Here is a 20,379-nt window from a genome sequence, read left to right on the forward strand (position 1 = left end):
GCTGGGAGCCGACCCGCTAGGGTCGACCGCATGGCTCTACTCCAGCGACTCAAGGCACTGCTGACCAGACGCCGGCCCGAGCGGCGTCCGGGGACCCGGCAGGCCACCTCCGCGGCACGCAGCGCCGACGTGCCGCGCGAGAACGTCCTGCGGGCCAAGCTCGTCGAGGATCCCAACGACATGCAGGCGTTCGGTGAGCTCGCCGAGCTCGTGCGCCGTCGTGCCGACTCCGTCGAGCCGGTCGACCCCCTCATCGCCGAGCACGAGCCGACCGACCACCACATCTCCGCCGAGGTGGCGATCTGGGCGCTGGCCGAGGAGCTCGCGGGCAACCCGAAGGCGTGGTTCCCGCTCATCGAGCTCGGCCGCCTGTCCCTCCAGGACGACCACGAGGGCGCCATGCGCCGCCTGAGCGCCGCCTGCGAGCGGGAGCACTCGGGCCTGGCGCTGGCCGAGGGCGTGCGCACGCTGCGTGAGGCCGACCTCCCGGGTGACGGCCTGGGCCTGGGCGTGGGGCAGTGGTCCCCGCGCGACCACATCCCCGAGGCGGGACGCCAGGTCGTCCTCGCCGCCCTCGAGGCCGACCGCCCGCTCGACGCGCGCCGCCACCTCGAGGAGCTCAAGCAGCGCGACGACGCCGAGACGCACGCCGTCGTCGCCGAGCTCGAGCCGCGCGTGGCCGCAGCCGAGCGCGTCTGACGCACCCGCTTCCGCGGTCCTCGCCCCCCGCGGGCCGCAGAGGTGCAGGCGCCGTAGCATGGCGGCGCCGGGGGGCGAGCAGCAGGTGAGGGACATCGGTCCCCGGTCCGGCGGTGTGTGTCCTGGTTCACTGGATCCAGCACCGCACAAGGTGAATCAGCCCGAGGGCGACCACCGAAGGCCCTCGGCACCAGCCAAGGAGGACCACCATGCCTGAAACCATGCGCGCCGCCGTCGTGCCCGAGCTGGGCAGCCCGCTCGAGGTCCAGGACCTCGAGATCCCGCAGCCCGGACCGTTCGAGGCGCTGGTCAAGGTCGACTACAGCGGCGTGTGCCACACCGACCTGCACGCCGCGCACGGCGACTGGCCGGTCAAGCCGACCCCGCCGTTCATCCCGGGCCACGAGGGGGTCGGCACCGTCGTCGCCGTCGGCGACCGCGTCGACCGGGTGAAGGTCGGCGACAAGGTCGGCAACGCCTGGCTCGCGTCCGCCTGCGGCGAGTGCGAGTACTGCCAGACCGGCTGGGAGACGCTGTGCCCGAAGCAGCAGAACGGCGGCTACTCCGTCAACGGCTCCTTCGGCCAGTACATGCTCGTCGACTCCCGCTACTGCCCGATCATCCCCGACGGCGTCGACCCCGCGGGCGCCGCCCCGATCCTGTGCGCCGGCGTCACGGTGTACAAGGGCCTGAAGATGACCGACACCAAGCCCGGTGAGTGGGTGCTCATCTCCGGCATCGGCGGCCTGGGCCACATCGCCGTCCAGTACGCCGTCGCCATGGGGCGCCGGGTCGTCGCGGTCGACGTCGAGGACAGCAAGCTCGAGCTCGCCCGCAAGCACGGCGCCGAGGTCACCGTCAACGCCCGCACGAGCGATGACCCGGCCGAGGAGATCAAGGCCGCCACGGGTGGCGGCGTCCACGGCGCGCTCGTCACCGCCGTCAACGCCCACGCCTTCCCGCAGGCCGTCGGCGCGCTGCGCCGCGGCGGCACCGTCTCCCTCGTGGGCCTGCCGCCGGACCAGTTCCCGCTCGACATCTTCACCACGGTGCTCTTCGGCCTCACGGTCCGTGGCTCGATCGTCGGGACCCGCAAGGACATGAGCGAGGCGCTGGACTTCTTCGCCCGCGGCCTCATCAGCCCGACCTACACGGTGCGCCCGATGGACGACATCAACGAGATCTTCGCCGAGATGGAGGAGGCCAAGATCGACGGTCGCATCGTCATGGACATGAACGCCTGACGACCCCGTCCCACCCCGCAAACGCCGAGAGCTGGATCGTGCACGGTGCACGATCCAGCTCTCGGCGCTTCAGGAGGAGGGTCTCCTCCGGGTTGGACGGCTGCGGTCAGGAGTCGCCGCCCGCGGTGCCGGACTCACCGGCGTTGACGTCCCACAGGCGGTAGCGCTCGACGGCCTGACGCGGGGCGTCGGGGTCGATCGAGCCCTGGGCGGCGAGGGCCTGGAGGGCCTTGACCACCATGGAGTGGGAGTCGATGAGGAACTGGCGACGAGCCGCCGGGCGGGTGTCGGAGTAGCCGAAGCCGTCCGCGCCGAGGACGTGGTAGTCGCCCGGCACCCACTGGCGGATCATGTCCGGGACCATGTGGTCCCAGTCGCTCGAGGCGATGAACGGGCCGCCCGCGTCACGCAGCTTGGCGGTGACGTACGGCTCGGGGTGCTCACCGGTCGGCTCGAGCAGGCGCTTGCGCTCGATCGCCAGCGCGTCGCGGCGCAGCTCGCCCCAGCTCGTCACGGACCACACGCCTGCGCGCACGCCCCAGTCCTCGGCGAGGATGTCGCGCGCGTGCATCGCCCACGGCACACCGACGCCCGAGGCCATGAGCTGGACCCAGGGGCCCTCACCCTCGGACGGGGCGATGCGGTGGATGCCCTTGAGGATGCCCTCGACGTCCACGTCCTCCGGCTCGGCCGGCTGACGCATCGGCTCGTTGTACACCGTGAGGTAGTACATGACGTTCGGGTCGCGCGGGTCGTCGGCGCCGTACATGCGCTGCAGACCGTCGCGCACGATGTGCCGGATCTCGTAGGCGTACGCCGGGTCGTAGTTGACGAACGCCGGGTTGGTCTGGGCGATGACGAGCGAGTGCCCGTCCATGTGCTGCAGGCCCTCGCCGGCAAGCGTCGTGCGCCCGGCGGTGGCGCCGATGACGAACCCGCGGGCCAGCTGGTCCCCGGCGGCCCAGAACTGGTCGCCGGTCCGCTGGAAGCCGAACATCGAGTAGAAGATGTAGACCGGCACGAGCGGCTCGCCGAGGGTCGCGTAGGACGTGCCGACCGTCTGGAAGGCGGCGGCCGACCCGGCCTCGTTGATCCCCATGTGCATGATCTGGCCGGTCTCGGACTCCTTGTAGGAGAGCATGAGCTCGGCGTCCACGGCGGTGTAGTTCTGCCCGTGGGTGTTGAAGATCTTCGCCGTCGGGAAGATCGAGTCCAGGCCGAAGGTGCGGGCCTCGTCCGGGATGATCGGCACGATGCGGTTGCCGAACTCCTTGTCCTTCATCAGCTCCTTGAGGAGACGGACGAAGGCCATCGTCGAGGCGACCTCCTGCTTGCCCGACCCGCCCTTGAGGATCTCGAAGGGCTTGTCGCCCGGCATCGGCAGGGAGCCCTTGTCGTCGCGACGCTCGGGGAGGAACCCGCCGAGGGCCTTGCGACGCTCGAGCATGTACTGCAGCGTCGGGTCGTCCTGCGACGGCCGGTAGTACGGCGCGTTGAACGGGTCCTCGAGCTGCTCGTCCGAGATCGGGATGCGAAGAGCATCACGGAGCATCTTGAGGTCCGTGGTCTTCATCTTCTTCATCTGGTGCGTCGAGTTGCGCCCCGCGAAGCTCGGGCCGAGCCCGTAGCCCTTGACCGTCTGCGCGAGGATGACCGTCGGCTGACCCGTGTGCTCCATCGCCGCCTTGTAGGCCGCGTAGATCTTGCGGTAGTCGTGGCCGCCGCGCTTGAGCGCCCAGATCTCGTCGTCGGTCATGTCCTTGACGAGCTCCTTGGTCCGCGGGTCGCGGCCGAAGAAGTGCTCACGGACGTAGGCGCCGTCGTTCGCCTTGTAGGTCTGGTAGTCGCCGTCGAGCGTCTCGTTCATGAGGTTGACGAGCGCGCGGTCCTTGTCGGCGTTGAGCAGGGAGTCCCACTCACGGCCCCACAGGACCTTGATGACGTTCCAGCCGGCGCCGCGGAAGAACGCCTCGAGCTCCTGGACGATCTTGCCGTTGCCGCGCACCGGGCCGTCGAGGCGCTGGAGGTTGCAGTTGACGACGAACGTGAGGTTGTCGAGGTTCTGCTGCGCCGCGAGCTGGAGCATGCCGCGGGACTCGGGCTCGTCCATCTCGCCGTCGCCGAGGAACGCCCACACGTGCTGCTGGGAGGTGTCCTTGATGCCGCGCTCGTGCACGTAGCGGTTGGTGAACGCCTGGTGGATCGCCTCGGCCGGGCCCAGGCCCATCGAGACGGTCGGGAACTCCCAGAAGTCGGGCATGAGCCGCGGGTGCGGGTAGGACGGCAGACCGCCGCCCGGGTGGGAGTACTCCTGGCGGAAGCCGTCGAGGTCGTTCTCCGAGAGGCGGCCCTCGAGGTAGGCGCGCGCGTAGTTGCCCGGCGCGGAGTGGCCCTGGAAGAAGACCTGGTCACCGCCGCCCGGGTGGTCCTTGCCCCGGAAGAAGTGGTTCATCCCCACCTCGTACAGCGTCGCGATCGAGGCGTAGGAGGAGATGTGGCCACCGACGGACACGTCCGGGCGCTGGGCGCGGGTGACCATGACGGCGGCGTTCCAGCGGATCCAGCCGCGGTACTTGCGCTCCGCAGCCTCGTCACCGGGGAAGTAGGGCTCCTCGTGGACGCCGATCGTGTTGACGTACGGGGTGGTGAGCGGCGCGGGCACAGCGACGTTGCGCTGGCGAGCCCGCCGCATGAGGTTGAGCAGCATGTACCGCGCACGCGGCCCGCCGCGGTCCTCGATGAGCCCGTCGAGGGACTCGAGCCACTCCTGGGTCTCAGCAGGGTCGATGTCCTTGACCTGGCTCAGCAGGCCATCGATGAGCGGTCCAGATTCCTGTGGACTCACACGTCCTCTTTCCCTCAGGCGTCGACGCCCGACGCGCGTGGCTGGTGCTCGGTGACATCCAGATTAGGCCCATTGTCCCCGGCCCGGGAGGCCAGGGCCATCAGCCCGGTCACCGGTTCGCTATGACCTTGACAACAACCCGCCAAGGGTGAGCCTCTTGGGTGGTTCGTCTGGGATTGCTCCCGCCTCGGCAGTAGCGTTGTCCCAACCCCACGCATCGCGAGGGGCCGACGGCGCGAGGAGCGCCACCGACGAGAGAGAGTGGGAGAACACGTGGCAGCGACCGCTGGCCCCGATGCCGGCAGCCGGTTCGGCTTCACCGCCGGGCAGGAGATCCAGGAGTTCGGCTACGACGACGACGTCGACGAGGCGGTTCGTTCCGCCGTCGAGGACGTCACGGGCAAGGCCCTCGTGGACGAGGACCACTCCGACGTCGTCGACGGCGCGCTCATCTGGTGGCGGGACGACGACGGTGACGACACCGATCTCACCGATCTCCTCATGGACGCCCTCGACAACCTCGACGACGCCGGAGGCACCATCGTCGTGCTCACCCCGAAGCCGGGCCGTGGAGGTCACGTCGGCCCCGCGGTGCTGGAGGAGGCGGCGCGCACGGCGGGCCTGCAGCCCACCGGCGCGGTGAGCGCCTCGGAGGACTGGAACGGGCTGCGCCTGCTCTCGCGTGGTCGCGGTCGCTGACCGGGCGCCGGTCCTCGAGCTCCCGGACACCCACGGCACGCCGGTACGCCTCGGCGGGCGCCGGGAGCGTCCCCAGCTCGTCGTCTTCCTCCCGTTCGCGTTCTCGCGCGTGTGCGGCGGGGAGCTGCGCGCGCTCGTGAGCGAGCCGCTCGACGGCGCGGACCTCGCCGTCCTCAGCTGCGACCCGCTCTTCGCGCTGCGGGCGTGGGCGGAGCAGGAGGGGGCGACCTTCCCCCTGCTCTCGGACTTCTGGCCGCACGGGGCCGCGGCGCGCGCCTTCGGCGTGCTCGACGAGGCCTCCGGCGCGCCCACCCGCGCCTCCTTCCTCCTCGACGGCGACGGCGTCGTCGCCTGGTCGGTCCACTCGCCGGCCGGGGTGGCCCGGTCCGTCGCCGACTACCGCGCGGCCGTGGCCGCACTCACCGCCTGACCCCACACTCTGGGACGCCCCTTCGCGGACCGGTGACGTGCTGCAGGGTGCGTCCCAGGGGCGGCAGGGGCGTCCCGGACGGGGGAGGGGCGGGCGAGCAGTAGTCTTGGCGGCTGGGTGGCGCCCCTGGGGCTGCCGCTGGGGCCTGTAGCTCAGTTGGTCAGAGCGCCGCGCTTACACCGCGGAGGTCGCCGGTTCGAGACCGGCCGGGCCCACCACCCTCCCGCAGGAGCAGGCCTTCTCGCGAGAGCGGAGTTCCGCGCCCCGCCGTAGCCTCGGCCCATGGCCCGGACGGTCGCCGAGAAGATGGGGGTGCGCGCCGGCTCCCGGGCGCACCTCGTCGGGGCGCCCGCCGAGGCGGTCGCGGCGATGCGGCTGCCCGAGCTCGACCTCGCCGCGGACCTCACCGGCGCGTTCGACTACCTCCACCTCTTCGTCACCCGCCAGGAGGACATGCGCGCCGGCTTCGGCCCGCTGCGCGACCACCTCGCCCCCGACGGGCGGCTCTGGGTGTCCTGGCCCAAGGGCGGGCGGCTCGGCACCGACCTCACCATCCGGTCGGTCATCGCCATCGGCTACGACCACGGCCTCGTCGAGAGCACCGCGCTGCGGGTGGACGACACGTGGTCGGCCCTGAAGTTCACCCGTCCCAAGCCCGGCAAGACCTACCGGAACAGCTACGGCACGCTGCCCGGCGGACCGACCCGGTCCCGCCGTCCGGGATCCGAGACGGACCCGCAGGACCCTGTCCGGGGACGCGGCCCCGGACGACGATGACCGCACGTGCTGCCGACGGAGGGACCTGACATGAGCGCCACCGACGACTTCCTGCACAACGCCGAGGCGTACGCCGCCGCGTTCACCGGGGGCGACCTGGCGATGCCGCCGGCCCGGCACATCGCCGTCGTCGCCTGCATGGACGCGCGCCTCGACCCCGCCGGGCTGCTCGGCCTGCCGGACGGGGCCGCGCACGTCATCCGCAACGCCGGCGGCGTCGTCACCGACGACGTCGTCCGGTCGCTCGCGATCAGCCAGCGGCTGCTCGGCACGCGCGAGATCGTCCTCCTCCACCACACCGACTGCGGGATGCTCACGTTCACCGACGACCAGTTCAAGGCGCAGGTCGAGGCCGACACCGGGATCCGGCCGCCGTGGGCCGCGGAGTCGTTCCGCGACCCGGCCGACGACGTGCGCCAGTCCCTCGCCCGGATCGCCGCGAACCCGTTCGTCCCGCACAAGGACCAGGTCCGCGGCTTCGTCTACTCGGTCACCGACGGGACGCTCGCCGAGGTCCGGTAGCGCGGGCGGTCACCAGCGGGGGTGGACCGCCTCCCGCAGGTCGCGGTCGTAGATGGTGCGGACGACGTCGTCGAGCTCGGCGGGCAGCTCGAGCGAGCCGGCCGCGGCGTTCGCGCGCGCCTGCTCGGGGGAGCGGGCACCGGGGATGACGGTGGAGACGCCGTCCTGGGCGGCCACCCAGGCGAGGGCGACCTGGGCCGTGCTCGCGCCGGGGACGAGGAGGCGGGCCGCCGCGGCGAACTCGGTGGCGGCGCGCACGCCCGTCTCGAAGTCGACGCCGGAGAACGTCTCGCCGACGTCGAAGGCCTCGCCGTTGCGGTTGAAGCTGCGGTGGTCGGTGTCGGGGAACGTCGTCTCGGGGGTGTAGCGGCCCGAGAGCAGGCCGCTGGCGAGCGGGACGCGGGCGATGATGCCCACCCCAGCCTCCCTGGCCGCCGGGAGCACCTGCTCGAGCGGCTTGAGACGGAAGGCGTTGAGGATGATCTGCACGGTGGCGACGTTCGGCCGGGCGATGGCGGCCAGCGCCTCCTCCACGAGCTCGACGCTCACCCCGTAGCTCGCCATGACGCCCTCGGAGACGAGGGTGTCGAGGTCGTCGAACACCCGGTCGATGCCGTAGACGGCGGTGGGCGGGCAGTGGAGCTGGACGAGGTCGAGGGTGTCGACGCCGAGGTTGCGCCGCGACCGGTCGGTCCAGGCGCGGAAGTTGTCCATCGAGTAGTTAGCCGGCTCCTGCGGCAGCCGCCGGCCCATCTTGGTCGCGACCGTGACGTCGAGGCCCGGGTTGTCGCGCAGCCAGCGCCCGATGAGCGCCTCGCTGCGACCGTCGCCGTAGACGTCGGCCGTGTCGAGCATCGTCACCCCCGACTCGACGGCGGCGTCGAGGACCGCGCGCGCGTCCTCCTCGCTCACCTCGCCCCAGTCCGAGCCGAGCTGCCAGGTGCCCTGGCCGATGACCGAGACGGTGCGGCCGGTGCGGCCGAGGGTGCGCGTGTCCATGGGACTCCTTCGCTGGGGGGTTCTCCTCAGCCTAGCCACGGGCCGTGACGCCCGGTGTGCGGCGGCGCCGATGGTGGGGTGGGATGGGATCGGCGGCACTCGTCGCCGGCCCCAGCGCCGCCCACCGAGAAGGAGAGATCATGCCCAACCCCGTGGTCAACAAGGCGAGCACCGAGTGGAAGGGGGAGCTGTTCACCGGTTCGGGCACCACCAGCCTGGACACCTCCGGCACGGCCACCTTCGACGTCGCGTGGAAGTCCCGCGGTGAGGAGTCCGGAGGGACGACGACGCCCGAGGAGCTCATCGCCGCGGCCCACGCGACCTGCTACGCCATGCAGCTGTCCAACATGCTCAAGGAGAACGGCACCCCGCCGACGGCGCTCGACACCTCCGCTGCCGTGACGTTCGTCGCCGGCACCGGCATCACCGGCATCGAGCTCACGGTGAGCGGCACCGTCGAGGGGATCGACGCCGGCACCTTCGACGAGATCGCCCGCAAGGCGAAGGAGACCTGCCCGGTGAGCCAGGCGCTCTCCGCCGTCGAGATCACGCTGAGCGACGTCCGCCTGGCCTGAGCGACCGCCCCTCCGGCCGGCGGCCGGGGGAGGTGGCGAGCCCGACACGTCAGGCTGCCCCGGGGCGCGGGGCAGCCTGACGTCTGCCACCGATAGCCTGGGGCCATGGCCCAGTCCCTCACCCTGGCCGACGTCGTCGGCCTCCTCGAGAAGCGCTACCCGCCCGGCACCGCGGAGAGCTGGGACGCCGTCGGGCTCGTCGCCGGGGACCCGGCCGCCCCGGTCCGCTCGGTGATGTTCGCCGTCGACCCCGTCCAGGTGGTCGCGGAGGAGGCGATCGCCGCCGGCGTCGACCTCCTCGTCACCCACCACCCGCTCTTCCTGCGCGGCACGACGACGGTCTCCGCGGGCACCCCCAAGGGCCGTGTCGTCCACGAGCTCGTCCGGGCCGGCTGCGCGCTGTACGCCGCCCACACCAACGCCGACGCCGCCGCCGGGGGCGTGGCCGACGCGCTCGCCGACCTCCTCGAGCTGCGCGAGCGCCGGCCGCTCACCCCGCACGACGCCGCACCGCTCGACACCCTCACCGTCTTCGTCCCGCAGGACCACACCGAGGTGGTGCTCGACGCGCTCGCCGAGGCCGGCGCGGGCGCCGTCGGCGAGTACGACCGGTGCGCGTTCACCGTCACCGGCCAGGGCACCTTCCGGCCCGGCGAGGGCGCCAACCCCACCATCGGCGAGCGCGGGGAGGTCACCGAGGTCGTCGAGGACCGCCTGGAGATGACCCTGCCGCGCGGACGCCGCGCCGCCGTCGTCGCCGCGCTGCGCGCCGCCCACCCCTACGAGGAGCCGGCCTTCTCCGTCGTCGAGCACGCTCCCCGCCCCGCCGGCACCGGCGTCGGGCGCATCGGCACGCTGCCCGAGCCGACCACCCTGCGCGCGCTCGCCGAGCGCGTCGCCGCCGTCCTCCCGGCGACCGCCCAGGGCATCCGGGTGGCGGGGGACCTCGACGCCGAGGTCCGCACCGTCGCCGTGTGCGGCGGCTCGGGTGACTCGCTGCTCGGGACCGTGCGTGCCCTGGGCGCCGACGTCTACCTCACCGCCGACCTGCGCCACCACCCCGCCTCCGAGGCGCTCGAGGCCGGTCCGCCCTACCTCCTGGACGCCACGCACTGGGCCAGTGAGTGGCCCTGGCTGCCCGTGGCGGCGGCCCGCCTCGAGGAGGACGCCCGCGCGGCGGGCGGCGAGCTCGCCACCCGCGTGAGCACGATCGTCACCGACCCGTGGACGCTGCGCCTCGCCGCGCCCGACAATGACAGCACGACCGACAACGAGGGAGTCGCCCAGTGACCACAGCCCCGGTGGCCGACCAGCGCCGCCTGCTCGACATCCAGGTACTCGACACGCGCGCCGCGAAGCTGGGTCACCAGCGCCGCAGCCTGCCCGTGCTCGGGTCCATCGCCGAGCTCGAGGGAAGGCTGGAGGACCTGAGCCGCGCCCAGGTGGAGGAGCGCACCGTCGTGGCCGACACCCGCCGCGAGGTGGCCAAGGCCGAGGCCGACGTCGAGCAGGTGCGCCAGCGCGCCGCGCGCCACCAGGCCCGCCTCGACTCCGGCGCGGTGAGCGCCAAGGAGGCCCAGGCGCTGCAGGGCGAGCTCGAGCAGCTCGCGCGGAGGCAGGGCGCCCTCGAGGAGGTCGAGCTCGAGGTCATGGAGCGCCTGGAGCAGGCCGAGGCCCGCCTCGCCGAGCTCGAGACGCAGGAGGCCGCGATCGCCGCCGACGTCGCCCGCCACACCAAGGCGCGCGACGCCGAGTGGGCGACGATCGACCGCCAGCTCGAGACGATCACCGCCGAGCGCGCCGCGCTCGCGGGCCGGATCGACGCCGGGCTGCTCGCCCTGTACGACCGGGTCCGGGAGCGCACCGGCGGGCTGGCCGCGGTCGCGCTGTACGGCTCGCGCACCGAGGGCACCCAGCTCGACTTCTCGCTCACCGAGCTCGACGCGATCCACTCCGCGCCGCCCGAGCAGGTCGTCCAGCACGAGGACTACGGCTACATCATCGTGAGGATGGAACCGAAGTGAGCCAGGCGAGCCTCTTCGACACCGAGCCGGCCGAGCAGGAGGCGCCCAGCGCGCGCCCGGGCCGGGTCCTCGTCGTCGAGGCCGACGGTGGGTCCCGGGGCAACCCGGGCCCTGCCGGCTTCGGCGCGCTCGTCCGCGAGGGGGACACCGTCCTCGCCGAGCGGGCCGCCTTCCTCGGCGTGTGCTCGAACAACGTCGCCGAGTACAGCGGCCTCGTCGCGGGCCTGCGCGCCGCCGCCGCGATCGACCCGACCGCGTCGGTCGAGGTCCGGATGGACTCCAAGCTCGTCGTCGAGCAGATGTCGGGTCGCTGGAAGATCAAGCACGAGGACATGCGCCGCCTGGCCGACGAGGCCCGCACGATCCTGCCCGCCGGGCAGGTGCGCTACACGTGGGTGCCACGGGCGGAGAACTCCGCCGCCGACGCGCTCGCCAACGCCGTCATGGACTCCGGCGGCAGCATCGAGCGCGACCACGCCCCGGACGGCGAGCCGGTCACGGGCCGAGGCGAGGACGTCCCGGCGGACGACTGGCAGGCCGAGGAGCCGATCCCGGACGTCGACGCCGGTGCACCGTCGCTCGCCGACCCCGGCGCCATCACCCTCGTCCTCGTCTCACCCGGCACCGCTCCGCAGGACCACGGGGAGGACCCCGAGCTCACCGAGCAGGGCGTCGAGCTCGCCGGGGCGGCCGCCGCGCTCGTCGACCGGATCGGCGGGGACCTGTGGCCCCACCTCGCCCCGCCCACCGTGCTCCTGTCCTCACCGCTCGTGCGCGCCCAGCAGACCGCCGAGCTCATCAGCGAGGTCGCCGGGCTCGGGGTGCCCACCATCGACGACGACTTCGCCGCGGCCCGGCCGGGGGAGAGCCGCGAGGACCTCGCGCAGCGGGTCGCGCGCGCCCTCTCCCGCGTCGCCGACCAGGCCGGCTGCACGGTCGTCGTCGCCGCCCACGCCGGCGTCATCGCCGCGATCGTCGGGACGGTCGTCGAGGCGCCCACCACCGCGTGGGACGTCTTCCGCGTCGCCCCCGGCACGGTGAGCGTCGTGCGCCTGTGGAGCGGACGCGGGGAGGTCCACGTCATGGGCTGCCCCGCCCAGCTGAGCGGTGAGTAGGCCGCGCCGCGGCGGGTAGACTTCCCGGGCGGATGAGTCGGCCAGGCGGTCGCGGCGCCCTCCGGGGCGACGAGGAACGTCCGGGCTCCACAGAGCAGGGCGGTGGGTAACACCCACCCGGGGTGACCCGCGGGACAGTGCCACAGAAAACAGACCGCCGTCGCAGCCTCCGGGCCGCGGCGGTAAGGGTGAAACGGTGGTGTAAGAGACCACCAGCGTGCCGGGTGACCGGTACGGCTCGGTAAACCCCGCCCGGAGCAAGACCAGACAGCAGGCGCCCGAGGGCTGCTCGCCCGAGCCTGCGGGTAGGTCGCTGGAGGCGCACGGCAACGTGCGTCGTAGATGGATGGCCGCCACCGCGGGACCGGTAACGGACCCGCGGGACAGAACCCGGCGTACCGGCCGACTCATCCGCACCTCTCCACAGGCAGCGTCCCGTCCCGCCCCGTCCACAGACGGCGCGAGGGTGGTCGACGGCGTCACCCGGCGGCCTGCATCGTGGGGTCCACACGGCGGGCACCAGCGCTCGCCCGGGCCGAAGGAGAACCGATGCGAGCCCAGCACGCCGTCCCCGCGGCGCTCGCCGTCCTCGTCGCGTGCCTCGCGGGCTGCACCCTCGCAGGCGACGACGTCGCGGACCCGCCCAGTGCCGACGCCGAGGACGCCGAGGACCCGCCCAGCGCCACCCCGCCGCCACCTGCTGCGGCCCCGTCCGCCGGTGACGCCGCCACCGAGCTGCCCTACGCCGCGCGGATGCCGCCGGAGGAGGAGGTCGACGCGATGGTGCTCGACGCCGCGGATGCCTACCTCGCGCACCGCGCCGCCTACGACGCCGCGGCGCGCACCGGCTTCGCCGACGCCCAGCTCCTCGAGGCGGCCCTGGAGGGGACCGACGGTTCGATGCGCGACCTCCTCGAGCGCGAGAGCGCGAGCCTCGCCGAGGCCGGGCACGTCGTCGAGGGCGGCACCGAGGTGCTCGGGATGGAGGTCGCGTGGCTCGGCCCGCCGACCGCGGACGGCGGCGGCCTGCAGGTGGTCTTCGACGCGTGCGTCCTCGTGCGCGGGGTGCTGCGGGCCCCCGACGGCAGCGTGGCCCGCGACCTCACCGCCGCCGACGCCGTCTACGTCCAGCCCCGCCTCGTCCACGTCGACGGCGGCTGGGTCCTGCACGAGCAGCTCCAGCAGGCCGGCCCGTGCCCCGGCGACCTCACCTCGTGAGGCGCCTGACGCCGGGCCCTACGGCAGACTGACGCGCGTCGTGGATCGCCCGCGGACGGCCACCACCGTCCACCCGCGCCGGGTCCGCCCCGCGGTTGCGGGGGTGTGGAACGATGAACGCGCACCTCCCACCGACCCCCCGTTGGAGCCCTCGTGACGAGCGACGTCGCCCACAGCCCCGCCGGGACCCGCACGGCGAGCCCCGTCCTCGAGGTCTCCGGGCTGGTCCGCCGGTTCGGTGACCTCACCGCCGTCGACGGCGTGTCCTTCCACATCGCCCCCGGGGAGACCTACGGGCTGCTCGGGCCCAACGGTGCGGGCAAGACGACGACGATCTCGGTCGTCGCCGGGCTGCTCGCCGCGGACGCCGGGGAGGTGCGGATCGCCGGCCGGCGGATGGGCCCGCGGGCGATCGCCCCGAAGCGGCGGCTCGGGCTCGTGCCCCAGGACCTGGCCATCTACCCCGAGCTCAGCGCCCGCGAGAACCTCATGTTCTTCGGCCACCTCCACGGTATGCGCGGTGCCGAGCTCAAGCGCCGCACCGACGAGGTGCTCGACCTCATCGGCCTCACGGACCGCGCCAAGGGCCAGACCAAGGAGTTCTCCGGCGGCATGAAGCGCCGCCTCAACATCGGCATCGGCCTGCTCCACCACCCCGACCTGCTCATCCTCGACGAGCCCACCGTGGGCGTGGACCCCCAGTCCCGCAACGCCATCCTCGAGGCCGTCGAGGCGCTGTCGACCGAGGGCATGGCCGTCCTCTACACCACGCACTACATGGAGGAGGCCGAGCGGCTGTGCGACCGCATCGGCATCATCGACGCCGGCACGATCCAGGCCGAGGGCACCCGCGACGAGCTCATCCGGATCATCGGTGAGCTCGACGAGATCAGGCTCGTCGGGACCGGGGACCTCGCGGCGGCGCTGATGGCGCTGCAGGAGATCGGCGCCGTCGAGCGGGCCGTCCTCGAGGGCCGCCAGATCCTCCTCCACGTGCGCGACGCCCCGACGGCGGTGGCGACCGTCGTGACGACGGCGGGCCGCAGCGGGGTCGAGCTCGCCGACGTGGAGATCACCCGCCCGGACCTCGAGTCGGTCTTCCTCCACCTCACCGGCAAGGGGCTGCGGGACTGACATGCGCCAGCTCCTCACGATGACGGGCAACGACCTGCGTCAGCGGCTGCGCGACAAGTCCGTCCTCATCTTCGGCATCGTCGTGCCGGTCGCGCTCATGCTCGTGCTCAACCTCGTCTTCGGGGACACCGGCGACGTCGAGCTGGGGCCGGTGACGGTCGCCGCGTCCGCCCCCGCCGACGACGCCTCCGCCCAGGTCCTCCTCGAGACGCTCACCCGGATCGAGGGCCTGGACGTCACCGTCGAGGAGGTCCCGGCCGACGAGGTCCGTCCGATGGCCGAGTCCGGGCAGGCGCAGCTAGGGCTCCTCCTGCCCGAGGGGTTCGGCGAGGACGTCGACCAGGGCCGCGGCGCGCGGATCGAGATCATCGAGGGCGACGGGGCGGGCATGGAGACCGACGTCCTCGTCGCCGTCGTCCGCGGCGTCGGTGAGCAGCTGACCGCCGGCACGGTCGCCACCCGCGCCGCCGCGGCGGCGGGCGTGCCGCCCGAGGACCTCGCGACGATCGCCCGGGAGGTGGGGGAGGCCCCCGCCAGCGTGATGACCGTCGAGGGCACGACGGCGACCGAGCAGCTCGGCGCGTCGGCCTCGCTCGTCGCCGGGCAGGCCGGACTGTTCCTCCTGTTCACCGTCGGGTTCGGGGTGCTGGCGATCATCAACGAGCGCGACCAGGGCACCTTCGCCCGGCTGCGGTCGATGCCGATCCCGCCGGGCCTCATCGTCGCCGCCAAGGCGCTCGCCGGCTACGTGCTCGGCGTCGTCGCCACCCTCGTCCTCCTCACCGCCGGCGTCCTCCTCTTCGACGTCGAGTTCGGCTCCCCGCTGCTCGTCCTCGTCCTCGTCCTGTGCGTCGTCGCGGCGGCGACGTCCCTCACCTTCGTCGTCGTGCGCGTGGCACGCACCTCCGAGCAGGCGGGCGTGGCGCAGTCGATCATCGCCGTCGTCCTCGGCCTCGCCGGCGGCGCGTTCTTCCCCGTCACCGCGACCGGGCCGCTCTCGGTGGCCCTCGACCTCAACCCGGTCTCGGCCTTCACCCGCGGCCTGGGGATCAGCGCGGGCGGCGGTGGCCTGTCCGAGATCGCCGGCCCGGTCCTGGCGATGCTCGGCTTCGCCCTCGTCGCCGCGGTGGCCTCCCGGCTCCTTCCGGACCGGGGGGTGGCCGCATGATGCCGGTCCTGGCCATCGCCGGCACCGAGCTGCGCCGCTACCTGCGCGACCGGTCGAACATCTTCTTCTTCCTCATCTTCCCGCTCCTCCTCGTCGTCGTCATCGGGCTGCAGTTCGGCGGGCAGGGCAGCACGGGACGGGTGGTCATCGCCGGCGCCGGCGGTGAGCTGCGCTCGGCGCTGACCACCGAGCTCCGGGACGCCGACGCCACGGTGAGCACCGCCGACGCCGACGCGATGCGCGAGCAGGTGGCACGCGGGCGCGCGGACGTCGGCCTCCTCGTCGAGGACGACGCCGAGCAGTCCTTCGTCGCCGGCCGGCCCGCCGAGATCGAGCTCATCGTCTCCTCCGAGGCCAGTGCCCCCGGGGCGGTACAGGTCGTGCTCACGGCGCTGCAGACCCTGTCCCTGGAGCAGACCGAGCTCGCCGTGCTCACCGCGCGCGGCGTGCCGGAGGGGGAGGCCGCGGCGGCGCTGGCCCGGGCCCGGTCGGACGTCGCCCCCGTCGAGATCGGCGTCGTCGACGTCGACGAGGTCTCCCAGGAGCTGGGCGGCCTGGGACAGTTCGACCTCGGCGCAGCGACGATGCTCCTGCTCTTCGTCTTCCTCTCCACGCTGGGCAGCGCGGTGACGCTCATCGAGTCCCGCCGCCTGGGCGTGCAGCGCCGGGTGCTCGCCGCCCCGGTCTCCGGCACGCAGGCGATCCTCGGGCAGATGCTCGGCCGGTGGGTCATCGCCAGCGCCCAGGGTGTCTACATCATGGTCGCGAGCATCCTGCTCTTCGACGTCGACTTCGGCAGCCTCCCGCTGGCGCTGCTCATCCTCCTCGTCTTCGGCGCGGTGGCCACCGGCGCCGCGATGCTCCTCGGGGCGCTCATGGACAACGAGGGCGCGGCCAACGGGGTGGCCGTCGGCGCCGGCCTCGTGCTCGCCGCGCTCGGCGGGTGCATGTTCCCCCTCGAGATGTTCCCCGACACCCTGCGCACCGTCGCCAACCTCACCCCCCACGCGTGGGGCTACGAGGCCTTCGCCGAGATCCAGCGCCACGACGGCGGCCTGCTCGACGTCGCCCCGCAGCTCGCGGTGCTCGCCGCGATGGCCGTCGGCCTCGTGCTCCTCGGCGCACTCGTGCTGCGCCGCAGCACCGCCCGGGCGATGTGACGTCCGGCGTAGCATCGGTGCCCATGGCCGAGGACTCCGTGCGCGTGGACAGCTGGCTGTGGGCCGTGCGCCTGTTCAAGACGCGCTCCCAGGCCCAGGCGGCCTGCCGCGGCGGGCACGTGCGCGTCGACGGGGACCGCGCCAAGCCTGCGACGCTCGTCGGCCCGGGGAGCAAGGTCGTGGTGACCGGCGGGGAGATCGAGCGCACCGTCGTCGTCCAGCGGGCGCTGCGCAAGCGTGTCGGCGCGCCGCTCGCCGCGCAGGCGATGATCGACGAGACACCCCCGCCCCCGCCGAAGGTCGAGCGGGCGGCCGTTCCTCAGCGCGAGCGGGGTGCCGGCCGGCCGACCAAGCGGGAGCGGCGCGACATCACCCGCCTGCGCGGCTACTGAGCAGCGCCATCTGGGACTCGTGGTCGGCCCGCACCCGCGGGTCGGCGAGGCGGTGGTCGTGGGGCGGCGTCCCCGCGGCGAGGTCGGCGAGGTAGCGCTCGTCGGCGTGCACCCGCCGGTGCCCCACCCAGCGGTGGGCGACCCGCCCGTGGCCCGGGACGACCACCCGCGGGTCGAGGTCGGCGAGCCGGCGCAGGGAGTGGCGGTACTCCTCGAGGGCGTCCGGTGCGTCGTCGAGCAGGGGCACCTCGACGTCGGAGAGCATGTCCCCGGCGATGAGCACCCCCTCCTCGGGCAGGTGGAGGCTCGCGTGACCGGGGGCGTGGCCCGGCGTGGGCACGACGACAGCGCGCGGGCCGGTCCACGGCACCTCGGTGGTGTCCGGGGCCAGCGGCGTCGTCCCGCCGATGACGTCCCACCGGTACCCGGGCAGGTCGCGTGACGCCTGCGCCGTGAGCTCCTCGGCGGTGGCGGCGTCGGTCGCCACCGACGTCGCCCAGCGGGGCACGTCGGGCAGCGCCGCGGACCACAGGACGTGGTCCCAGTGCGGGTGGGTGGAGAACCCTGCGGCGACGTGCCAGCCGCGGCGGGACACCTCCTGCTCCAGCGCGAGGATCTCCTCGGGCGTGAGCGCCGGGTCGACGAGCAGGCAGGCGCCGTCGTCGTCGACGACGAGGGTCGAGGTCGTCAGCCACGTGGGCGACGTGACGACCCAGACGTGACGGGCGACCTGCTCCATGAGAGCAGGCTACGGCGCGATCAGTGGTAGTTCGCGGCGGCGAGGGCCGCAGCCCCGACGATGCCCGCCTGGTTGCGCAGCGCGGCCGGCACGATCGGGGCCTGGAGCTCGAGGAGCGGGAGGAACTGGTCGGACTTCTTGCTCACCCCGCCACCGACGACGATGAGGTCGGGGGAGAAGAGCATCTCGATCGTCTCGAAGTACCGCTGGAGGCGCTTGGCCCACTTCGACCAGGACAGGCCCTCGCGCTCGCGGGCGGAGTCGGCGGCGCGGCTCTCGGCGTCGTGGCCGTCGATCTGCAGGTGGCCGAGCTCGGTGTTCGGCACGAGCGTGCCGTTGACGATGAGCACCGAGCCGATCCCGGTGCCGAGCGTGGCGACGAAGACGACCCCCTCGACGCCCTTCGCGGCGCCGTAGACGGCCTCGGCGTAGCCGGCGGCGTCGGCGTCGTTGACCGCCACGACGCGGCGGCCGACCGCCTCGCTCATGATGGCGGGCACGTCCACGCCCTGCCACGACTTGTCGAGGTTGGCGATGAACGGCACGACCCCGTGCTTGATCGGTGCGGGGAAGGTGAGGCCGATCGGGACGTCGGCGGCGAGGTCGAAGCTCCCGACGAGCTCCTCGACGACGGCGGCCACCGCCGCGGGCGTGGACTTCTCCGGGGTGGGGATGCGCAGCCGCTCCCCGGCGAACTCGCCGGCGGCGAGGTCGACGGGCGCTCCCTTGATGCCCGAGCCGCCGATGTCGATGCCGAAGGCGACGGGTGTGCTGCTGGCTGAGGACATCGGCGCTGCTCCGTGGCTCGGGGTCGGTGACCGACAGCGAGCCTACCGCCGCGACGCCGGCCCGGCTCAGGTGACGGGCCCGGCCGTCTCCGTGAGGGAGTCCCGCCACGCGTCCAGGCCCTGCTGCACCTGCTCGTCGGTGCGGTGCTCGACGCGGGTCATGATCGTCCACCGCACCCCGAACGGGTCCTGGACGGAGGCGAAGCGGTCCCCGGTGACGTCGAAGACCTGCGCCTCCTCCCGCACGCGGGCCCCGCGCTCGCGGGCGGCGGCGAGGGTCGCGTCGACGTCGGGGACGTGGACGGTGAGGCTGAAGCAGGCCTCGTCGGTGCCGGGGTCGCAGGCGACGGCGTGGAACTGCGGTGAGGGGTCCATGACGGTCATCCGGCCGTGCCCCAGGTCGAGCTCGCAGTGCCACACCGAGCCGTCCGGCCCGTCCATGCGGCTGGTCGTGCGGGCGCCGAGGACGGCGCGGTAGAACTCGATCGCCTCGGCGGCGGGGGAGACGACGAGGAGCGGGCTGAGGGACGTGGCGCCCTCGGGGAGAAAGTTCGTGCTCATGCCCTCCAGCGTGCCTAGGGTGGCGCGCATGGGGCTTGAAGATGCGCGCCACACTCCGGAGGGTGCGGTGCTGTGGCCCGCCGCCGGCACGCGCGTGTTCACCACCCGGCGCCTGGAGCTGCCCGCGCCGCTCGACGAGGTCGGCGCGTACTTCTGGTCGGTGACCTGGCGCCGGGAGGAGCGCTCGCCCTTCCGCCAGGAGGTGCTCAGCCACCCGCTCACCCACCTCACGGTCGAGGCGGCCGAGGGCGGGGTGCTGCACGGGCTGGCGGTGCCGGCGGCGCTCGTCCACGGCCTGGTCACCCGGGTGTTCTCGGTCGACCTGCCGGTCGCGGGCAGGGTGGCCGGCGTGGCCTTCCGTCCCGGCGGGCTCGCGGCGCTCCTCGGCCGCGGCGTCCACGACCTCACCGACGCCGTCGTCCCGGCCGGGGAGGTCCTGCCCGGCGTCGCCGGGCTCGCGGGCTCCGTCCTCGCCGAGGAGGACGACGCCGCCCGCCGCGACGTCCTCGCCGTCCGCCTCGAGGGGCTGCTCGCCCCGCGCCTGCGCGAGGTGCGGGAGGACCCCGGCTACCGGACCGTGCGCGAGGCGGTGCGCCTCATGCGCGTCCGCGAGCACGTGGCGCTCGGACCGGTCGCCCAGCGGCTCCACGTCTCGGGGCGCACGCTGCAGCGGCTGTTCACCCACTACGTCGGCGCCTCGCCGCTGTGGGTGCTGCGCCGTCACCGGCTGCAGGACGCGGTGGCCGCGCTCGACGCGGGCGGCGGTGAGGACCTCGCCGAGCTCGCGGCGTCGCTCGGCTTCGCCGACCACGCGCACCTCACCCGCGCGTTCACCGCCGTCGTCGGGGTCCCGCCCTCCCGCTACCGGGCGGGGGAGCGGTGAGCCGTCCGGCGCGCGGCGTCAGGGGAGGGTGAGGATCTCCGCGCCGTCGTCGGTGACGAGCACCATGTGCTCGAACTGGGCGGTGCGGCCGCGGTCGCTGGTCACCGCCGTCCAGCCGTCGTCCCACAGGTCCCACGTCGGCTCGCCGAGGGTGAGCATGGGCTCGATGGTGAACACCATGCCCGGCTCCATGACGTCGTCGTGGTCGGGTGCGGCGTCGTAGTGCGGGATGACGAGGCCGGAGTGGAAGGCGCGGCCGACGCCGTGCCCGGTGAACTCACGCACGACCCCGTAGTCGAACCGCTTGGCGTAGGCCTCGATGACGCGGCCGATGACGTTGACCTCGCGGCCGGGCCTGACGGCGCGGATGGCGCGCTCCATCGCCGTGCGGGTGCGCTCGACGAGGA

Annotated in this window: 22 protein-coding genes, 1 tRNA gene and 1 other RNA gene; 18 read left to right on the forward strand and 6 right to left on the reverse strand. The window is 73.5% G+C overall.

Annotated elements, in window-relative coordinates:
- Positions 1-30: 30 nt before the first annotated feature.
- Positions 31-699, forward strand: coding sequence for a hypothetical protein (locus FHE66_RS11075; RefSeq protein ID WP_139073018.1), 669 nt, complete (start codon positions 31-33; stop codon positions 697-699).
- 209 nt (positions 700-908) lie between these two features.
- On the forward strand, positions 909-1,943 hold the full coding sequence (adhP, locus tag FHE66_RS11080; RefSeq protein WP_218013691.1) for an alcohol dehydrogenase AdhP: 1,035 nt from the start codon (positions 909-911) through the stop codon (positions 1,941-1,943).
- Between the two features lie 106 nt (positions 1,944-2,049).
- On the opposite strand, the gene aceE is transcribed toward adhP, so the two are convergent.
- The gene (gene aceE / locus FHE66_RS11085) at positions 2,050-4,788 is read right to left on the reverse strand and encodes a pyruvate dehydrogenase (acetyl-transferring), homodimeric type (RefSeq protein ID WP_139073019.1); all 2,739 of its coding nucleotides are present in this window, start codon (positions 4,786-4,788) and stop codon (positions 2,050-2,052) included.
- Between the two features lie 273 nt (positions 4,789-5,061).
- On the opposite strand from aceE, the gene FHE66_RS11090 reads away from it, so the two are divergent.
- The 5 genes from FHE66_RS11090 (at position 5,062) to FHE66_RS11110 (ending at position 7,216) form a co-directional block, all read left to right on the forward strand.
- Positions 5,062-5,487 (forward strand): DUF3052 domain-containing protein, encoded by a 426-nt coding sequence (locus tag FHE66_RS11090; protein WP_139073020.1) that lies wholly within the window; start codon positions 5,062-5,064, stop codon positions 5,485-5,487.
- Positions 5,471-5,917, forward strand: coding sequence for a redoxin domain-containing protein (locus FHE66_RS11095; RefSeq protein ID WP_139073021.1), 447 nt, complete (start codon positions 5,471-5,473; stop codon positions 5,915-5,917). The genes FHE66_RS11090 and FHE66_RS11095 overlap by 17 nt, the downstream gene beginning before the upstream one ends.
- Before the next feature lie 141 nt (positions 5,918-6,058).
- Positions 6,059-6,135: transfer RNA gene (locus tag FHE66_RS11100), tRNA-Val, on the forward strand.
- A 64-nt stretch (positions 6,136-6,199) separates the two neighbouring features.
- Entirely contained in the window at positions 6,200-6,694 is a 495-nt protein-coding gene (locus tag FHE66_RS11105) for a DUF3052 domain-containing protein (RefSeq protein ID WP_218013692.1), read from the forward strand.
- 30 nt (positions 6,695-6,724) lie between these two features.
- Positions 6,725-7,216, forward strand: coding sequence for a carbonic anhydrase (locus FHE66_RS11110; RefSeq protein WP_139073022.1), 492 nt, complete (start codon positions 6,725-6,727; stop codon positions 7,214-7,216).
- A 9-nt stretch (positions 7,217-7,225) separates the two neighbouring features.
- Here the strand turns inward: FHE66_RS11110 and FHE66_RS11115 are convergent, their stop codons facing one another.
- Positions 7,226-8,215, reverse strand: coding sequence for an aldo/keto reductase (locus tag FHE66_RS11115; RefSeq protein ID WP_139073023.1), 990 nt, complete (start codon positions 8,213-8,215; stop codon positions 7,226-7,228).
- Between the two features lie 140 nt (positions 8,216-8,355).
- On the opposite strand from FHE66_RS11115, the gene FHE66_RS11120 reads away from it, so the two are divergent.
- The 10 genes from FHE66_RS11120 (at position 8,356) to FHE66_RS11165 (ending at position 17,001) form a co-directional block, all read left to right on the forward strand.
- Entirely contained in the window at positions 8,356-8,790 is a 435-nt protein-coding gene (locus tag FHE66_RS11120) for an OsmC family peroxiredoxin (RefSeq protein WP_139073024.1), read from the forward strand.
- Between the two features lie 105 nt (positions 8,791-8,895).
- Positions 8,896-10,080 carry a Nif3-like dinuclear metal center hexameric protein gene (locus FHE66_RS11125; protein WP_139073025.1) on the forward strand — a complete coding sequence of 395 codons (1,185 nt, stop codon included), beginning with the start codon at positions 8,896-8,898 and terminating at the stop codon, positions 10,078-10,080.
- On the forward strand, positions 10,077-10,814 hold the full coding sequence (locus tag FHE66_RS11130; RefSeq protein ID WP_139073026.1) for a zinc ribbon domain-containing protein: 738 nt from the start codon (positions 10,077-10,079) through the stop codon (positions 10,812-10,814). Before FHE66_RS11125 ends, FHE66_RS11130 begins: the two co-directional genes overlap by 4 nt.
- A complete protein-coding gene (locus FHE66_RS11135) occupies positions 10,811-11,929 on the forward strand; it encodes a histidine phosphatase family protein (protein ID WP_139073027.1) in 1,119 nt (372 codons plus the stop codon). The genes FHE66_RS11130 and FHE66_RS11135 overlap by 4 nt, the downstream gene beginning before the upstream one ends.
- Positions 11,930-11,962: 33 nt before the next feature.
- Positions 11,963-12,343, forward strand: an RNA gene (gene rnpB / locus FHE66_RS11140) — RNase P RNA component class A.
- 135 nt (positions 12,344-12,478) lie between these two features.
- Entirely contained in the window at positions 12,479-13,147 is a 669-nt protein-coding gene (locus FHE66_RS11145; RefSeq protein WP_139073028.1) for a hypothetical protein, read from the forward strand.
- A gap of 153 nt (positions 13,148-13,300) precedes the next feature.
- Positions 13,301-14,281: an ABC transporter ATP-binding protein gene (locus FHE66_RS11150; RefSeq protein WP_218013693.1), complete on the forward strand. Its 981-nt coding sequence runs from the start codon at positions 13,301-13,303 to the stop codon at positions 14,279-14,281.
- A 1-nt stretch (position 14,282) separates the two neighbouring features.
- Entirely contained in the window at positions 14,283-15,449 is a 1,167-nt protein-coding gene (locus tag FHE66_RS11155; RefSeq protein WP_255303703.1) for an ABC transporter permease, read from the forward strand.
- A complete protein-coding gene (locus tag FHE66_RS11160; RefSeq protein ID WP_139073029.1) occupies positions 15,446-16,609 on the forward strand; it encodes an ABC transporter permease in 1,164 nt (387 codons plus the stop codon). Before FHE66_RS11155 ends, FHE66_RS11160 begins: the two co-directional genes overlap by 4 nt.
- A 23-nt stretch (positions 16,610-16,632) precedes the next feature.
- Positions 16,633-17,001: an RNA-binding S4 domain-containing protein gene (locus FHE66_RS11165; RefSeq protein WP_139073030.1), complete on the forward strand. Its 369-nt coding sequence runs from the start codon at positions 16,633-16,635 to the stop codon at positions 16,999-17,001.
- Here the strand turns inward: FHE66_RS11165 and FHE66_RS11170 are convergent.
- From FHE66_RS11170 to FHE66_RS11180, 3 genes are all read right to left on the reverse strand, one after another.
- Entirely contained in the window at positions 16,979-17,740 is a 762-nt protein-coding gene (locus tag FHE66_RS11170; protein WP_139073031.1) for an MBL fold metallo-hydrolase, read from the reverse strand. The genes FHE66_RS11165 and FHE66_RS11170 overlap by 23 nt on opposite strands.
- 20 nt (positions 17,741-17,760) lie before the next feature.
- A complete protein-coding gene (gene ppgK / locus FHE66_RS11175) occupies positions 17,761-18,528 on the reverse strand; it encodes a polyphosphate--glucose phosphotransferase (RefSeq protein ID WP_139073032.1) in 768 nt (255 codons plus the stop codon).
- A 66-nt stretch (positions 18,529-18,594) separates the two neighbouring features.
- Positions 18,595-19,089: a glyoxalase/bleomycin resistance/extradiol dioxygenase family protein gene (locus tag FHE66_RS11180; RefSeq protein WP_139073033.1), complete on the reverse strand. Its 495-nt coding sequence runs from the start codon at positions 19,087-19,089 to the stop codon at positions 18,595-18,597.
- A gap of 28 nt (positions 19,090-19,117) precedes the next feature.
- On the opposite strand from FHE66_RS11180, the gene FHE66_RS11185 reads away from it, so the two are divergent.
- The gene (locus tag FHE66_RS11185; protein ID WP_176554746.1) at positions 19,118-19,972 is read left to right on the forward strand and encodes a helix-turn-helix domain-containing protein; all 855 of its coding nucleotides are present in this window, start codon (positions 19,118-19,120) and stop codon (positions 19,970-19,972) included.
- Positions 19,973-19,990: 18 nt separating this feature from the next.
- Here the strand turns inward: FHE66_RS11185 and FHE66_RS11190 are convergent.
- Positions 19,991-20,379, reverse strand: a 389-nt coding sequence (locus FHE66_RS11190) for a M24 family metallopeptidase (RefSeq protein ID WP_139073117.1), incomplete at its 5' end; no start/stop codon positions are given.

This window comes from Georgenia sp. 311 (genome assembly GCF_006151955.1).
Taxonomy (GTDB): domain Bacteria; phylum Actinomycetota; class Actinomycetes; order Actinomycetales; family Actinomycetaceae; genus Oceanitalea; species Oceanitalea wutianyii.

Excerpts from the sequence above, each read along its gene's own strand:
- adhP (WP_218013691.1), top strand. The coding sequence starts at position 909 with ATGCCTGAAACCATGCGCGCCGCCGTCGTGCCCGAGCTGGGCAGCCCG.
- FHE66_RS11120 (WP_139073024.1), top strand. The coding sequence starts at position 8,356 with ATGCCCAACCCCGTGGTCAACAAGGCGAGCACCGAGTGGAAGGGGGAG.
- FHE66_RS11105 (WP_218013692.1), top strand. The coding sequence starts at position 6,200 with ATGGCCCGGACGGTCGCCGAGAAGATGGGGGTGCGCGCCGGCTCCCGG.
- ppgK (WP_139073032.1), bottom strand. The coding sequence starts at position 18,528 with ATGTCCTCAGCCAGCAGCACACCCGTCGCCTTCGGCATCGACATCGGC.
- FHE66_RS11125 (WP_139073025.1), top strand. The coding sequence starts at position 8,896 with ATGGCCCAGTCCCTCACCCTGGCCGACGTCGTCGGCCTCCTCGAGAAG.
- FHE66_RS11185 (WP_176554746.1), top strand. The coding sequence starts at position 19,118 with ATGGGGCTTGAAGATGCGCGCCACACTCCGGAGGGTGCGGTGCTGTGG.
- FHE66_RS11160 (WP_139073029.1), top strand. The coding sequence starts at position 15,446 with ATGATGCCGGTCCTGGCCATCGCCGGCACCGAGCTGCGCCGCTACCTG.
- FHE66_RS11155 (WP_255303703.1), top strand. The coding sequence starts at position 14,283 with ATGCGCCAGCTCCTCACGATGACGGGCAACGACCTGCGTCAGCGGCTG.
- FHE66_RS11170 (WP_139073031.1), bottom strand. The coding sequence starts at position 17,740 with ATGGAGCAGGTCGCCCGTCACGTCTGGGTCGTCACGTCGCCCACGTGG.
- FHE66_RS11145 (WP_139073028.1), top strand. The coding sequence starts at position 12,479 with ATGCGAGCCCAGCACGCCGTCCCCGCGGCGCTCGCCGTCCTCGTCGCG.
- FHE66_RS11115 (WP_139073023.1), bottom strand. The coding sequence starts at position 8,215 with ATGGACACGCGCACCCTCGGCCGCACCGGCCGCACCGTCTCGGTCATC.
- FHE66_RS11180 (WP_139073033.1), bottom strand. The coding sequence starts at position 19,089 with ATGAGCACGAACTTTCTCCCCGAGGGCGCCACGTCCCTCAGCCCGCTC.
- FHE66_RS11110 (WP_139073022.1), top strand. The coding sequence starts at position 6,725 with ATGAGCGCCACCGACGACTTCCTGCACAACGCCGAGGCGTACGCCGCC.
- FHE66_RS11165 (WP_139073030.1), top strand. The coding sequence starts at position 16,633 with ATGGCCGAGGACTCCGTGCGCGTGGACAGCTGGCTGTGGGCCGTGCGC.
- FHE66_RS11075 (WP_139073018.1), top strand. The coding sequence starts at position 31 with ATGGCTCTACTCCAGCGACTCAAGGCACTGCTGACCAGACGCCGGCCC.